Source organism: Ascidiimonas meishanensis, assembly GCF_037782385.1.
GTDB lineage: Bacteria > Bacteroidota > Bacteroidia > Flavobacteriales > Flavobacteriaceae > Ascidiimonas > Ascidiimonas meishanensis.
On record NZ_JBBEXD010000002.1, the window covers coordinates 92,147 to 107,108 of the forward strand.

Annotated in this window: 16 protein-coding genes, 1 tRNA gene and 1 pseudogene; 10 read left to right on the plus strand and 8 right to left on the minus strand. The window is 35.5% G+C overall.

What is annotated here, in order from left to right; translation table 11 throughout:
* Positions 1 to 81 precede the first annotated feature (81 nt).
* The 5 genes from WBG07_RS04895 to WBG07_RS04915 all read right to left on the minus strand — a co-directional run bounded on the left by WBG07_RS04895 (position 82) and on the right by WBG07_RS04915 (position 5,781).
* Entirely contained in the window at positions 82 to 2,238 is a 2,157-nt protein-coding gene (locus WBG07_RS04895) for a prolyl oligopeptidase family serine peptidase (protein ID WP_340199398.1), read from the minus strand.
* A 112-nt stretch (positions 2,239 to 2,350) separates the two neighbouring features.
* Positions 2,351 to 3,361 (minus strand): aspartate-semialdehyde dehydrogenase, encoded by a 1,011-nt coding sequence (locus WBG07_RS04900; RefSeq protein ID WP_340199399.1) that lies wholly within the window; start codon positions 3,359 to 3,361, stop codon positions 2,351 to 2,353.
* A 163-nt stretch (positions 3,362 to 3,524) separates the two neighbouring features.
* Complete coding sequence (gene mscL / locus WBG07_RS04905) at positions 3,525 to 3,944, minus strand: large-conductance mechanosensitive channel protein MscL (RefSeq protein WP_340199400.1); 420 nt, start codon at positions 3,942 to 3,944, stop codon at positions 3,525 to 3,527.
* 76 nt (positions 3,945 to 4,020) lie between these two features.
* Entirely contained in the window at positions 4,021 to 5,133 is a 1,113-nt protein-coding gene (gene alr, locus WBG07_RS04910; RefSeq protein ID WP_340199401.1) for an alanine racemase, read from the minus strand.
* A 12-nt stretch (positions 5,134 to 5,145) separates the two neighbouring features.
* Positions 5,146 to 5,781: a thymidine kinase gene (locus WBG07_RS04915; RefSeq protein ID WP_340199402.1), complete on the minus strand. Its 636-nt coding sequence runs from the start codon at positions 5,779 to 5,781 to the stop codon at positions 5,146 to 5,148.
* A 210-nt stretch (positions 5,782 to 5,991) separates the two neighbouring features.
* Between WBG07_RS04915 and WBG07_RS04920 the strand changes: the two genes are divergently transcribed.
* The 4 genes from WBG07_RS04920 to WBG07_RS04935 are packed head-to-tail and all read left to right on the plus strand — an operon-like array spanning position 5,992 to position 8,325.
* On the plus strand, positions 5,992 to 6,675 hold the full coding sequence (locus WBG07_RS04920; RefSeq protein WP_340199403.1) for a hypothetical protein: 684 nt from the start codon (positions 5,992 to 5,994) through the stop codon (positions 6,673 to 6,675).
* Between the two features lie 22 nt (positions 6,676 to 6,697).
* Positions 6,698 to 7,051, plus strand: coding sequence for a DoxX family protein (locus tag WBG07_RS04925; RefSeq protein WP_340199404.1), 354 nt, complete (start codon positions 6,698 to 6,700; stop codon positions 7,049 to 7,051).
* A gap of 3 nt (positions 7,052 to 7,054) precedes the next feature.
* Positions 7,055 to 7,735 (plus strand): 16S rRNA (cytidine(1402)-2'-O)-methyltransferase, encoded by a 681-nt coding sequence (gene rsmI, locus WBG07_RS04930; RefSeq protein WP_340199405.1) that lies wholly within the window; start codon positions 7,055 to 7,057, stop codon positions 7,733 to 7,735.
* A gap of 11 nt (positions 7,736 to 7,746) precedes the next feature.
* Positions 7,747 to 8,325, plus strand: a complete 579-nt coding sequence (locus tag WBG07_RS04935) for a uracil-DNA glycosylase family protein (RefSeq protein WP_340199406.1) — start codon at positions 7,747 to 7,749, stop codon at positions 8,323 to 8,325.
* Between the two features lie 50 nt (positions 8,326 to 8,375).
* Here the strand turns inward: WBG07_RS04935 and WBG07_RS04940 are convergent, their stop codons facing one another.
* Positions 8,376 to 8,966 carry a carboxymuconolactone decarboxylase family protein gene (locus WBG07_RS04940; protein WP_340199407.1) on the minus strand — a complete coding sequence of 197 codons (591 nt, stop codon included), beginning with the start codon at positions 8,964 to 8,966 and terminating at the stop codon, positions 8,376 to 8,378.
* 128 nt (positions 8,967 to 9,094) lie between these two features.
* Here WBG07_RS04940 and WBG07_RS04945 point away from each other — a divergent pair, with 128 nt between their 5' ends.
* On the plus strand, positions 9,095 to 9,868 hold the full coding sequence (locus WBG07_RS04945; protein ID WP_340199408.1) for a shikimate kinase: 774 nt from the start codon (positions 9,095 to 9,097) through the stop codon (positions 9,866 to 9,868).
* A gap of 698 nt (positions 9,869 to 10,566) precedes the next feature.
* Here the strand turns inward: WBG07_RS04945 and WBG07_RS04950 are convergent.
* A pseudogene (locus WBG07_RS04950) lies at positions 10,567 to 10,713 on the minus strand (carboxymuconolactone decarboxylase family protein); the annotation flags it as partial.
* A 219-nt stretch (positions 10,714 to 10,932) separates the two neighbouring features.
* Here WBG07_RS04950 and WBG07_RS04955 point away from each other — a divergent pair.
* Positions 10,933 to 11,808 (plus strand): glycoside hydrolase family 18 protein, encoded by an 876-nt coding sequence (locus WBG07_RS04955; protein WP_340199409.1) that lies wholly within the window; start codon positions 10,933 to 10,935, stop codon positions 11,806 to 11,808.
* Between the two features lie 130 nt (positions 11,809 to 11,938).
* Here WBG07_RS04955 and WBG07_RS04960 read toward each other — a convergent pair whose 3' ends face one another.
* Positions 11,939 to 12,445: a GNAT family N-acetyltransferase gene (locus WBG07_RS04960; protein ID WP_340199410.1), complete on the minus strand. Its 507-nt coding sequence runs from the start codon at positions 12,443 to 12,445 to the stop codon at positions 11,939 to 11,941.
* Between the two features lie 147 nt (positions 12,446 to 12,592).
* Between WBG07_RS04960 and WBG07_RS04965 the strand changes: the two genes are divergently transcribed.
* The 4 genes from WBG07_RS04965 (at position 12,593) to WBG07_RS04980 (ending at position 14,959) form a co-directional block, all read left to right on the plus strand.
* Complete coding sequence (locus WBG07_RS04965) at positions 12,593 to 13,384, plus strand: universal stress protein (RefSeq protein WP_340199411.1); 792 nt, start codon at positions 12,593 to 12,595, stop codon at positions 13,382 to 13,384.
* 9 nt (positions 13,385 to 13,393) lie between these two features.
* Positions 13,394 to 13,467: transfer RNA gene (locus WBG07_RS04970), tRNA-Ala, on the plus strand.
* A 323-nt stretch (positions 13,468 to 13,790) separates the two neighbouring features.
* Positions 13,791 to 14,504 (plus strand): SDR family oxidoreductase, encoded by a 714-nt coding sequence (locus WBG07_RS04975; RefSeq protein ID WP_340199412.1) that lies wholly within the window; start codon positions 13,791 to 13,793, stop codon positions 14,502 to 14,504.
* 5 nt (positions 14,505 to 14,509) lie between these two features.
* Entirely contained in the window at positions 14,510 to 14,959 is a 450-nt protein-coding gene (locus tag WBG07_RS04980; protein ID WP_340199413.1) for a GNAT family N-acetyltransferase, read from the plus strand.
* Positions 14,960 to 14,962 lie beyond the last annotated feature (3 nt).

A 14,962-nucleotide genomic window follows, 5' to 3' on the forward strand; every position in this document is an offset into this window, starting at 1 on the left:
AATGAGTAAAGTAGGGTTGTGATACAAAAAGCCGCTTTCTCATCAAGAAAACGGCTTTTCATTACTAGTGAAGGTTTTTTATCAATCTTTAAACTCTTTGAGCACTGCCTGATTTGGGAGTTCTTCATATCCCATATTAAAAAGTGTGAATCCAAAAATATCTACTTGTTCGTCAATAACCATTTCTGTAGGTTTACCAGCACCATGCCCAGCTTTGGTCTCAATTCTTATAAGCGTAGGGTTATCACCTTTCTGTTTTTCCTGAAGTTCTGCTGCAAATTTAAAACTGTGTGCAGGAACCACGCGATCATCATGATCACCAGTAGTCACTAGCGTTGCTGGATACATGGTTCCAGCAGTAACATTATGTACAGGAGAGTATCCTTTAAGATACTCAAACATTTCTTTGCTATCTTCCGAGGTTCCATAATCATAAGCCCATCCTGCGCCTGCTGTAAAGGTGTGATATCTTAGCATATCCATAACACCTACTGCTGGCAATGCTACCTTTATTAGGTCTGGACGTTGTGTCATTACCGCTCCTACCAAAAGTCCGCCGTTAGAACCACCTCTTATTGCCAGATATTCTGGTGACGTATATTTGTTCTCAATCAAGTATTCTCCTGCTGCGATGAAATCGTCAAAGACATTTTGTTTTTGCAATTTAGTACCTGCATCGTGCCATTTTTTACCATATTCTCCACCACCTCTCAAGTTAGGAACTGCATAAATACCACCTTGCTCCATCCAAACGGCATTAGAAATACTAAAAGAAGGAGTAAGGCTAATATTAAATCCTCCATAACCATATAGGATCGTTGGGTTCTTCCCGTTTAATTCAGTTCCTTTTTTATAGGTAATAATCATAGGCACCTTAGTACCATCTTTTGAGTTATAGAATACTTGTTTAGATTCGTAATCATCAGGATTAAAATCAATTTCTGGACTCCAGTACAATTGAGATTCACCTGTTTCAATATTGTATTTATAACTAGAGGTAGGGGTATTATAATTTGTAAAGAAATAATACAATTCTTTTTCTTCTTTCTTACTACCAAAGCCACCTGCTGAACCTACACCAGGGAGCGCTACTTCTCTTACTAATTTCCCATTATAATCATATTGTTTGATTTTGGAAATAGCATCTACCATATATCCAGCAAAAAAGTATCCTCCACCCGTATTTGGAGATAGTACATATTCAGTTTCAGGAATAAAATCTACCCAATTTTCAGGAGTAGGATTTGCTGCATCAACCGTAACAATTTTTTTATTAGGTGCTTCGAGATCAGTTACAATAAACAATTTACTACCTTCATTTTCAATAATGTAGGATTCTGAATTTTCAGTACCAATAATGGTTGTGAGTTTCGCTTCAGGATTGGTCATATCCTTGATAAACATTTTTCCTCCATAGGTAGAATTTCTGGCAGAGATAATTAAAAAACGTTCATCTTCTGTAACTCCCCCACCCACATATCTGTGTTTTTCTTCAGGAGTGCCACCAAAAATAAGGGTGTCATCTGCTTGGGGAGTACCCAATTTATGATAGTATAATTTGTGTTGATCTGTTTTGGCAGAAAGTTCACTACCATCTGGCTTATCATAGCTGGAATAGTAAAACCCTTCATTTCCTTTCCATGAAATACCGCTAAACTTTATGTCTACTAACGTATCTTCAACTGCTTTCTTGGTTAGCGCATCTATAATGATTACTTTTCTCCAGTCACTGCCTCCTTCTGAAATTGAATAAGCCGCAAGAGAACCATCTTTAGAGAAACTAAGCCCAGATAGCGAAGTGGTACCATCTTTGGAAAAGTCATTTGGATTTAGAAAAACTTCTTCTTCTCCTTCCCCTAATTTACGGTAAACAACGGATTGATTTTGTAATCCGGTATTTTTGAAATAATAGGTATAGTCACCTTCTTTAAATGGTGCACCAATTTTTTCATAGTTCCATAAAGCGGTCATACGGTTTTTGAGCTGTTTACGAAAAGGGATTTTCTCTAAATACCCAAAAGTGACTTCATTTTGAGTCTTTACCCAAGACTCTGTTTCTTCAGAACGATCATTTTCAAGCCATCTATAGGGATCTTTTACCATGGTACCAAAATAATCGGTAACGGTATCTACTTTTTTAGTTTCGGGGTAGTTCACACTGATTAAATTTTTCTTAGGTTCTTGATTACAGGCTATTAAAGAGCATAATGCCAAACAAGGAAGTATTAGTTTTTTCATTAGAGTTAGTAGTAATTGATTGGTATTCAAACTTAGAACAAAAAAAGCTCCCAACATTCTTGATGAGAGCTTTTAACAATATTTTTAGAAATTTTAACTTAAATAGCTATTGTTAAGCATGAGTAACTGAATTGTTGATAAGTTGATGTGCCAATAGATACTCTGCTATTTGTACGGCATTTGTAGCGGCGCCTTTTCTTAAATTATCTGCTACTACCCACATATTAAGTGTATTTGGTTGTGAAAAATCTCGTCTAATTCTTCCCACAAAAACATCATCTTTGCCTTCTGCATATATTGGCATAGGATAGCTATTTACATCTGGATTATCTTGTAAAGTAACCCCATCTGTATCCTTTAGAAGAGTTCGTACTTCAGCTAAATCAAAGTCATTTTCAAAAGCAACGTTTATGGACTCACTATGTCCTCCAACCACAGGAATTCTGATAGCAGTTGCGGTTACTGCAATAGTATTATCTTTTAAAATCTTTTGAGTTTCGCGTACCAGTTTCATTTCTTCTTTGGTATACCCGTTTTCTTCAAAAACATCGCATTGAGGAATGGCGTTACGATGGATAGGATAGGGATAGGCCATCTCTCCTTTTTCACCGTTATATTCATTTTCTAGCTGTTTTACAGCTTTAACACCTGTTCCTGTGATGGATTGATAGGTGGAAACTACTAAGCGATGAATCTTATATTTTAAATGAAGTGGTGCAAGCGCCATTACCATTTGTATGGTAGAACAATTTGGATTGGCAATGATCTTATCTTCCAATGTCAATTCTGAAGCATTTATCTCAGGAACTATTAGTTTTTTGGTAGGGTCCATTCGCCAGGCAGAAGAATTGTCTATTACAGTAGTTCCAGCATCGGCAAATTTAGGAGCCCATTCTAATGAGGTATTTCCACCTGCTGAAAATAGTGCGATATCTGGCTTTAAAGAAACGGCTTGAGCAAGACCAATTACTTTATAGGGTGTACCTTTAAAAAATACTTCTTTACCAATAGATCTTTCAGAAGCAACTGGAAGTAATTCACTGATTGGAAAATTTCTTTCTGCTAATACTTTTAGCATGATTTCGCCTACCATACCGGTGGCTCCTACAACGGCAACTCTCATAATTTAAAATTTAAAGTGACAAAAATAGGTAAATTCTCAATGTAGAAACAGCTATTTTTGTCATTTGTTTTAAATATAAACAAAATGTTAAAAAACGATAATGAAAAAATACCGCCCCTTTTGAGGGCGGTTTAATTGTTGTTAGAATATGTAATGCAGCGTGTTATTTTTGCTGTTGTTTTAAAAGATCTCTAATATCTGCAAGCAATTCTTCTTGAGTTGGACCTTTGGGTGCTGCTGGAGCTGCTTCTTCTTTTTTCTTGGTTTTTTCATAGGCTTTTAACACCATAAAAATACAAAGTCCAATAATTACAAAGTCAATAACCGTTTGCACAAAATTCCCGTAACTAATTGCTACGGCGGCTACTTCTTCTCCTGCGGCATTGGTACTTGCTTCTTGTATAACAAATTTAAGTTCTGTAAAATCAACATCACCCAGTAATACACCAATCGGAGGCATCAATACATCTTTGGTAAAAGAGGTAACAATTTTACCAAATGCGCCACCTACAATAACTGCAGTTGCAAGATTTACAATATCTCCTTTTAAAAGAAAAGATTTAAAGTCTTTTAAAAACCCCATTTTTAATTTTTTTTAGTTGTTAGTATTGCGAATTTAGTCAAAATTCCTAAAATGTTAACAAAAACTAAAAATTAGCTTAAGTATCGTTTAGGAAAACACGCTTCACACGTGTTGAGATTCCTGTGATTATTTCATAAGAAATGGTATTTGCAGTTGCAGCCAGCCTATCTGCAGAATGGTGTGGCCCAAACACAATAACTTCATCTCCTTCTTTACAATTAATATGAGTGATATCTACCATTAGCATATCCATACACACATTTCCAATGATAAATGCTTTTTGTCCTTTTATGGTTACAAATCCTTTTCTCTGTCCGTATTGACGACCAATTCCATCTGCATGACCTATAGGAAGGGTAGCAATTTTGGTAGCTGTTTTTGCTATAAATGATCTGTTATAACCCACACTACTCCCTTTTTTAATATGATGTATCTGTGAAATGCCTGTTTTAAGAGTAGCTATTGGTTTTAAAAACTGGTCAAATTCGGCATCATTACCATAGCCATATAAGCCTATGCCACTTCTCACCATATTTAAATGTGCTTCTGGATAATTAAGAATACCAGAAGTATTGGCAAGATGCAAAATGGGTGCTAATTCTGTCTGCTCAGAAAATTGATTGGCAATTGCTAAAAAAGAATTGATCTGTTTTCTGGTAAATACGGCTTCATTTTTATCTTCGGAGGCGGCCAGATGTGAGAAAAGAGATTTTATATAAATTTCTGGAGTTTGTTTTATGATTTTTGAAATATAAGAAAGCTGGGTTTCCTCAAATCCAAGACGGTTTAATCCGGTATTAAATTTGATATGAACTGGATAGTCCTGTTGCTTTTTTTGTCGAGCAATCTTTATAAACTCCTCAAAAATAAAAGCATTGTATAAACTAGGTTCTAAACATCTGTCAACAAGGACATCAAGATTTGCCGCCTGAGGATGCAAAACCAATATAGGGGTAGTAATACCTGCATCTCTTAGCGCTACACCTTCACTTACATAAGCCACTGCAAAATAGTCAACCCCACATTTTTCAAGAAATTGTGCAATTTTTTGTGAATCGTTTCCATAAGCAAAAGCTTTCACCACCGCCAGAAAATGGGTTTCTGGTGCTACTTTAGATTTTAGGAAATCAAAGTTATGCTTTAAGGCTGCAAGGTCAATTTCAAGAACCGTTTGTACTGCTTCTGGCATTATATAATTTAACTAGTCTTTGTTTTTAGATAAGTCTTCTGGTTCCTGCACATCCATTTTTCTAACTTTTTCTCTTAGCATTGCTTTGTAATAGGCAGCTCTGCTTAAGGGTTCATATTCTTCGGTTTCGCCTAACATAACCAATTTATCGTTATTAGATTTCCGAAAGCTATAATGTGCCAGATTCCCAGTTCTTGTGCAAACCGCATGTACTTTAGTTACATACTCTGCTGTAGCCATTAATGCGGGCATAGGGCCAAATGGGTTTCCTTTAAAATCCATATCTAAACCTGCCACAATCACTCTTTTACCTTTGTTGGCAAGATCGTTGCAGACAGATATAATTTCATCATCAAAAAACTGTGCTTCATCAATACCCACCACATCACAGCTATCTGCTAAGATTCGTATGTTGGCAGCTGCGGGAACCGGTGTAGATCGAATTTCATTACTATCATGAGAAACTACCATTTCATCATCATACCGAATATCAATTGCCGGCTTAAAAATCTCTACGCTCTGTCTTGCAAACTGGGCGCGTTTAAGGCGACGTATTAATTCTTCTGTTTTACCCGAAAACATGGAACCACAGATAACCTCTATCCAACCAAACTGTTCTTTATGATTTACGGTATTTTCGAGAAACATGTTATACTTTTCAACCTATTAAACGACATTATATCGTTTTGTTAACGCATTTTAAACAAACATAATTTAAATTAGTTACAAATTTAAGAAGCCTTTAAAATATTTTTCGCTAATGCAGAGAAACTTCGGATGTAGCTTTTTAATTTGGTATCTTTGATAAGCACATTTAAATGAATAGTTATAGGGTTATTACCTAAATTGAAATCACAGATGAAAAAGAAATTAGAATCAGAATTAATGAGTATTGCCCATAATATACTCAGATTAAAAGGAAAAGAAGATGTGATTGCTTTGCACCAAGAATCTAAAAAGTTATACGAAAAACTAACAATTCTTAGGTTTATAGAAGAACACTTTGGCGATCTAAAGCCTTTGGTGGGTAAAAGTGAAGTGGTTAATAAGTTTGAGGAGATGGCAACAAAGGTAATAGACCGTAATACGTTAGTTCCAGAAAATAATCCTCATGAAGAAGATATCATGATACCAGGTATGGATACTATAAAAGATATGGTAGCCGAAATGCCTATGCAAGAATCTTTAGATGATATTCTGGCAGATTTTAAGTCGGAACCCACTTTTGTAGAAAGAACTCCGCAAACAACTAATGGTGCGGTTAAAATAGTAGAAACCAAACCTAAATCAAATTCATTAAATCAAAAATTTGGCAAAAATTTGAATATTGGTTTGAATGATCGTATTGCTTTTGTGAAGTATTTGTTTAATAATAGCATGGAAGATTACAATAGAGTAATTTCTCAATTAAATACTATTGAAGACGAAAACGAGGCGTTACAATTTGTTTCAACCATGGTGAAACCAGATTATCAAAACTGGGAAGGTAAAGAAGCTTATGAAGAGCGATTTATGGAAATCTTGCAGCAGAAATTTTCTTAGTACTATTTAGTGTTCTAATGCAATGAAACTACAGCGTATTCTATACTGGATATCTACCGTACTGTTAACGGTGTTAATGGGTTTTTCTGCATCAATGTATTTCATTAATTATGAGGCTATTACAGAGGCTTTTATTAAAATGGGATATCCCACCTATATTATTTATCCGCTTGCGATTGCCAAAATTCTAGGATTAGCGGTACTATGGATTAATAAATGGAAAGCTTTGAAGGAGTGGGCTTATGCTGGATTTTTCTTTGATTTTGTATTAGCTTATTTTGCTCATGAAATGGTAGGTGAAAGTGGTGTGACAGCATTAGTGGCTACTATAATTTTATTAACTTCTTATTTTTTTGGGAAAAAAGTGCGACCTTAACCTATGGGAAAATTATACTTGGTTCCAACACCGGTTGGAAATCTTGAAGACATTACTTTTAGAGCCATAAAAGTTTTAAAGGAAGCAGATCTTATTCTTGCCGAAGATACCCGCACCAGTGGCAAATTGCTCAAGCATTATGATATTGATACACTCATGCAAAGTCATCATATGCACAATGAACATAAAACCGTCGCTAGTATCGTCAACAGAATTCAAGCTGGAAATACCGTTGCTTTGATTAGTGATGCCGGAACACCTGCGATTTCAGACCCAGGCTTTCTTCTTAGTCGTGCTTGTATTGAAGCAAATATTGAAGTAGATTGCCTACCTGGAGCCACTGCCTTTGTACCTGCTTTAGTAAATAGCGGATTGCCAAATGACCGATTTATCTTTGAAGGTTTTCTTCCAGTAAAAAAAGGAAGGCAAACCCGGTTTACAGAACTGGCAGAAGAAATTCGGACACTAGTATTTTACGAGTCACCACACAAACTCCTTAAAACGCTTACCGATATGGTTACTTATTTTGGAGAAGATCGTGCTGTATCAGTATCTCGTGAAATCTCTAAACTGCATGAAGAAACCGTAAGAGGTACTGCCAAAGAAATATTAGATTATTATACCAATAAACCGCCTAAGGGAGAGATTGTAATTGTAGTAGCCGGAAAAAGTAAAAAAGCATAACTTTTACAGTCGTGCAAAAGCTCCTCCACGAAATAAGAAATTGCGATTATTGTCAGGAGCATCTGCCATTACCACCTCGTCCTATTATTTCAGGTGCTAAAAATTCTAAAATAATTTTAGTAAGTCAGGCACCAGGAAAGAAAGCCCATGAGCAAAATCGCGCTTGGGATGATGCTAGTGGTAAAAGATTGAAAAAATGGTTGGGAGTAGATGAAGATACCTTTTATAATTCTGGTAATTTTGCTGTACTACCCATGGGTTTTTGTTATCCCGGTAAAGCAACCACAGGAGATTTACCGCCCCGTAAAGAATGCGCACCGCTCTGGCATTCTAAAGTCTGGGAAGCTTTTGAAAATGTGAAACTCACTATTTTTATTGGAAAATATGCACAAGATTATTACCTCAAAGATCAACGTAAAAAAAACTTAACTGAAACCATATTACATTATCAAGAATACCTTCCAGAGGTTTTTGTTCTTCCACACCCTTCTCCTGTTAACCGATTCTGGATCGCGAAAAACACTTGGTTTGAAGAACAGGTGGTTCCAGAATTGCAAAAACAGGTTTCCAATATTTTGAGGGACATATAAAAAACTCCGCTTAACTAGCGGAGCTCTATTTCAAAAAGGAAAAGAGGTTACTAGACATGCTTACCCACTTCCCATCCGGTTTTTCCAAGGTATTGTTGCCCGCTATCAATGGCTCCTTCTTCCAATGTAGTTCCCATACTGTCATTCCAGCGGTTCAAGTAGCCAAATAAAGAGATTACACCAAGCATTTCTACCACCTCTCCTTCGTCCCAGTATTTATACAATTCAGTTTTGATCTTCTCATCCACTTGATTTGGCACCATAGAAGCAGCTAAAGAAAAATCCAGTGCTGCACGTTCCGCATTAGAAAATGCTTGATGTGTTCTGTATTCCCAAATATTGTCTAATTGTTCCTGTGCTGCGCCATAACGTTCTGCAGCACGAATAGCATGTGCCTGGCAATAGCGGCATCCGGTAGCATTACTACTTACCCAAGCAATCATTCTTTTTAATGCAGAAGTAACCCTACCTTCATTGGCCATGACGGCTTTATTTAGATTGATAAACGCTTTTGAAATTGCTGGTCTGCGTTGCATGGTTAATACAGAATTGGGGCAAAATCCAAGAGTTTCATTAAAAAATTCGGCGAGCTCCCGTGTTTTTGGATCGTGATCTGGTGATAAAGGCGTTACTAATGGCATATGGTATAATTTTGTTTTAAAGCTAAAGTAAATATAATTACTTCGGAACAGTTTTATGAATAAAAATTAATGATTTACATGGGGGAAATAACCTATTTATAATACAAAAATGAAAACTGATAAAACTTATGAGATTACCATTTATTCTAATTGGTTTGCCAGGTACGGGAAAAACCACCCTATTAAATGAAGTTGTACAAAACCTAAACAGTAGAAATAGAAATAAAGGATTAGAACCTTTAAAATTGTGTTCGGTAGATGACTTAATAGCATCAAGAATGCAATTACAAGATCCTATTGTTAAAAAATTTGTAACAGCGTACCCTGAAGTAAAAATATTCAATGATGATAATAAGGTAGAGAATGCTACTTTTATTAGAGCACATGGAGAAGATTTATTTAGAGTTTTGGAAGAGTTTTTTTTACTGGATATTTTAGAAAATTCAAATCTAGAAAATCTTGCATTAGACCTTGGAGGAAAGTCTTTTTTAAAAGAAAAAGTACAAGATATGGCTTTAGATAAAGGCTTAGTGCCTGTTTTTTTATTTGCTGAAAATGATGAGCATATCCATCATCTGGGAAAAAATAAAGAATATACAAAGCGTGGAAACTACAAATTAGCAGGAGAACAAGGATGGGAAGAATTAGCAAAATTTCATAAAAAAGAGCGTTTGCCTGCAATGATAAGGGCATCAAGAATAGTTATTAATATTAGCGAACCTGCACTAATAGAAAAATCAAAAACTAAAACAAAAAACCCTGAGTTAACCGAGACCATTCCTTCGGTACTGGCAGATGAGTTATTGTTTAGAGTACATGAATTTTCTCAAAACAAAAAAAGAAGGTTTAACTCTTATAATAACCAAACCAAAAAGAGTAATCAAAAGAAAAAAATAAGTTAGTTGAACATGTTACATTATTAATAAACCTTGCAGTGTTTAAGAGTAAAAGCACTAAAAATAGTTTTTAGTATGATATGTTTTTATTCTATTTATGGAATTGATTTACAGAGGATTTTTTATCCACCAATAATTGTTCTGAGGTCTATTAGGCTGAAAAAGTATCACAGCATCTTAAACGTATCGTACCAATTATTCTGTAAAGAGTTTAATTAACCGGATTTCGATTTAAAAAGAACTACTTTTTCCACGGATTTTTTCTTTTCCGAAGTGTAGCAGACCTTTTCCGTTAAAAATTTTTGAAGCCCCGATCGTTCGGGGGAGAAAATTTAGGAAAATGAATGCGGTTTTAGCCTTTTCGGCTAAAAACACCTCTGGAAATCCAAGATTCATGAATTCCTTCAAGGAAAATAGAAATGACATGAACTAAAAGCGCTCCCGACTTCCTTCGGGATTCTTTTGTTTTCCCTGCGCCGCCTGGCTGCTTCACTAAAAACAGCTACTAGCTGTTTTCTTTACGTTCGCCCCTGTGCATGCAAAGAAAATGAAAGTAATAATCTAAAAATAAGATTGTTAGATTAAAATAGTGTAAAAATTTTGAAATTATATTTTATAGCGGTTATATCGAACTCACGTTAATTAGCTATTTACGAGACCTATCAAGTGTTATTCTATGGCAACTAAATTTGAAACAACTGTTAAACAGAGAAAAATGCTTTGGAAATAGTGAGCCCGTGTTGAATTGTTAACACAGAATTGGGTTAAAACCCAAGAGTTTCATTAAAAAATTCAGCGAGCTCCTGTGTTTTTGGATCGTGATCTGGTGATAAAGGCGTTACTAATGGCATATTTTATATTTTAATATTTTCTATCAGTTGTAAAGATAATTTCTTCTGCAAATTTTTCGGGTAAAATTTAGCAATATCATAATATTAAGTACATAAAATGCTCATTTTTTGAGAAACAGGTATTTCTACGCTAAAATCTATGACTTGTATTTAAGACCTTTAATAAGCAGTTTTTTACTGTAAATTTCTTTAACCTAACCTTTTAAAATATTAAATTTTATGAAATCAAGTATTAATTTAGTAAATGCATGGATTTTTTTGAATGAGGATGAACCCATGGTCAATGGAAAACGTTTAGGATATAACGATCCGGGAAGTAGCTATCAACGTATGATTAAGGAAAATGTTTATCAATCAGTAGATATTTTATACCTCTGTTTTGCCACCACTACCCCTACGGGTAAAAATACCATTCCTGTGGGAAATGGAACTTCTTATACTTTGCGAATGGGAGACGGAGGTCATCCTGGCGGACTTACCAATCAAGATTATATGAACTTTATCATTAGAGATGCGCGTAAAAACAATCCTAATATTAAAATTGCAATGACCTTGGTTTGGGGAAATCAAAATGTATTACTGGATATTTTTTCCAACCCTAATAAAACAGATCAACAAAATGCAGATAACTTTGCAGCCAATTTAATAACTTATTTAAAGGCGTATGATCTTGATGGATTTGATATTGATTGGGAATATCCTATTTGTAATTCAATTAGTCAGGCTCGCTTTCGGATGCTTTTTGAAGCCATTGGCAAACAGTTTAGACAACAAACCACTAAGCATTATTACCTAACCTTATCTCCAGCCTCTGTTGGAAATCTGGATGCACAAACTGTAAACACCTATTTTGACTTTGTAAACGTACAATTGTATTCTGGTTTTTCACCGGCAAGTGAATTCACACAAGCAGGAATTAATCAAGGCTTATTAGCATATGGGGCTAAATTTGAAAGCAATTATCAAACAGGGCAGAATGCTTTTAATGAAGCTGTGAAAGGCGGTTATACGGTAGTCACTAACTGGCGTCTTAATTCAGACAATTATGTATTTGAACAAGACCAGCAAAAAGCGTTGTATAAACTCGCAAAATAAACCTTTGTGAAATCTAAATATGAAGCCTTTTCTTTTTACAGGAAAGGCTTATTTTTAGTGTTTTTTACTTCTAATTAAACAGACTTCCTGAATATTTATGGAGATAAAAAACTTCATCATCATATAAAGTTCATAGTATGTACTCAAAACAATAAAAAGGATGTTCACTTTGTTCTGGAAAGAAAATTTCCCCTAAACGGTGGTATCCTCTGCTTTCATAAAACTTTTGATTGCCCTTATTCCTGCTAAAAGTATCTAGCCGAATCGATGTGCATTGGTGTTTTTTTGCCAAATCTTCTGCAAAATTCATTAATTGATGCGCATGGCCTTTTCTTTGATGAGTTGGATGTATAGCCAATCTGTGGATATATTTGTGTTTGGTAGTAGGCGTAAGCCATTTTACGGGTTTGTACACTTCATCAATTCGTTCCGATACCACAATACAGCCTATAATTATTGAATTGTTCACCAATACAAAGAGTTCATTATGTGAGACATCTGTTTCAAATGCCATGCGGGAAGGGTAATTTTCTGTCCATTGATTAATACCTTTAGATCTCATAAACAAATTACAAGCAGCCGTTATCCTTAGAATTTGATCAATTTCGTTCTCAGCTGCGGGTCTTATTTGCATCATTTATTCCGTCTTTTTTATGTACTTTTACGCCCGGTAAATGTAGAAAAACAGTTTCATCTATCAAATATCGGTCACTAATTAGTAAACCGTAATTAATGTTAAGAATAGCTACTTTTTACTACATTGATTAACCCTAAATAAGAACTTATGAAAAATATATTAGTTCCTGTTGCAGCTTCCAGAAATATTGAGAACACCTTGCAGTACGCAATTGATTTTGCCAAATTTACAGGAGGTAAAGTATTTGTGCTTGGTGATTATAATGTGGTTTCCAGAGCTGGAAGCATTTTAAAAGTAGAAGAGATTATACAGCGTGAAACCAAAGCATATGTAAATGCGTTTATAGAGAAAATAGACCAAAAAGGAGTAGAATTAGCAAATGTAGTTGCCAAAGGAACACTTCCTGAAGTGATAGAGAAAATAGCAGATGAACTGGCCATAGATTTGGTAATGGTTTCTTCTAATAGCCATATTAAAGATGAGGTATATTTAGATGCTATATCTGGGAGCATCATCAAACAAATGGAGATTCCTACGTTGATTGTTCCAGACACGTATAAATTTAAAGCACCTAAAACAATCTTAACAGCGTTTAGAAGTGGTGTAGTAAAACGCAAAGGAGTACTAGAACCCCTTCAAAAATTACAACAACATTTTGGTGCCGATGTAAATTTGTTATTTGTAAAAACACCTAAACATAACGATGAAGATATGCAGCTCAATGACGAGTTAAAATCTTTAAGCGAAACACTTACGGTTTCAGAAAATGCGACTACTTTTCAAGGTGTTTTAGAACATTTTCAAAGTAGTAAACCAGAAATGTTATGTGTTTTTAGAAGAAAACGCGGATTTTTCACCAAACTTTGGGAAAAAAATATAATTTTGAAACAAGAATTTCATTGCCCTATTCCAGTATTGGTTCTAAGGGGTAAGTTATAAAATAAAAAGGGGGCATTAGCTCAGCTGGCTAGAGCGCTACGCTGGCAGCGTAGAGGTCATCGGTTCGACTCCGATATGCTCCACAACCCTTCCGGAAACGGAAGGGTTTTTTGTTTATCTAGGTATAAAGAAGGCTATTTTTAATAGTGCGCTTAACAATTAGCGATAGAAATCATAAAAATTGTATTAGAATTTCAAAAAGCTTTTGTTATTACGTAATTTTAACCCAAGAACAAGTGAAAAGTGTATCGCAGACACTAATTCTATCAAAGCCCCTTATTCAGTTTAAGCAAACTAAAAAAAGATAGCTGAGGTTTAACCTTCATATCTAAGTTTATGTAGTTGCTTATTTTTATAGGATTTGTTCTATGTATTTTAAATCAATAATAGCAGAAAAACACATACAATGAGTTTACAGAATAAAGTTGCTTATATTACAGGAGGAACCAAAGGAATTGGTTATGGCGTTGCCAAAGCCTTATTAGATCAAGGAATGCGAGTTGCTATTAGCGGTAGAAAACTAGCAGATGCAGAAGCTGCTGCTAAGGATTTAAGTGAAGATAGCAGTAGGGTATTAGGTCTTGCCTCTGATGTTACGAAACTTGGTGATGAGCAAGAGGCGGTTTCAAAAATAATAGCTACTTGGGGCCAATTGGATGTAGTACTAGCCAATGCTGGCGTAGGTCACTTTGCCGCTGTAGATAAAATGGAAGACGCCCACTGGCATCAAATGATTGATACGAATTTAACAGGAGCATTTCACACACTAAAAGCCTCCGTAGAGGCCCTTAAAACTTCTAAAGGCTATTATATGACCCTAGCAAGTTTGGCAGGAACCAACTTCTTTGCCAAAGGTGCTGGATATAATGCCTCTAAGTTTGGTGTAGTAGGATTTACGCAAGCCACCATGTTAGATTTGCGCCCGTATGATATTAAAGTAACCACTATCATGCCAGGCTCTGTTGCCACCTATTTTAACAATCATGTACCAGAGGATGCAGATGCGTGGAAGATTCAGCCGGAAGACATTGGTAAGTTGGTGATAGATTTATTACAAATGCATCCAAGAACCTTACCCAGCAAAATAGAAGTAAGACCCACCCGCCCAGATTTAAAATAAGAGAAATGCCACAACTGCTCACTGCCGTTTCTGAAGACGCCAAGACCCTTACAGAGCTTACGATGCTCTCAAAAGGGCATTGGGGATATACTTTAGCGCAATTAAAAGAATGGGCAGATGAACTTACTATTACAGAACACTATCTAAAGAAGTTTAAAGTACACAAACTCATAGAAGAAGGAGAGATTGTGGGCTACTATTCTTGGGCTGGGCGCCCACCACTGGCCTTGCTAGATAATTTATTTATTCATCCAGATCATTTAAGCAAAGGGTATGGACGTATCTTACTAGAAGATTTTCTCTTACGCGTAAAAGCAGCAGGTTTTGAAAAAGTAAAGCTAGATGCAGACCCTAATGCCGCAGATTTTTATACCAAATTTGGATTTGTGAAAGTAGGGCAATTAGAAAGTTCCATTCCCGGAAGGTTTTTACCTGTTATGGAACGGAAGGTTTAGCAT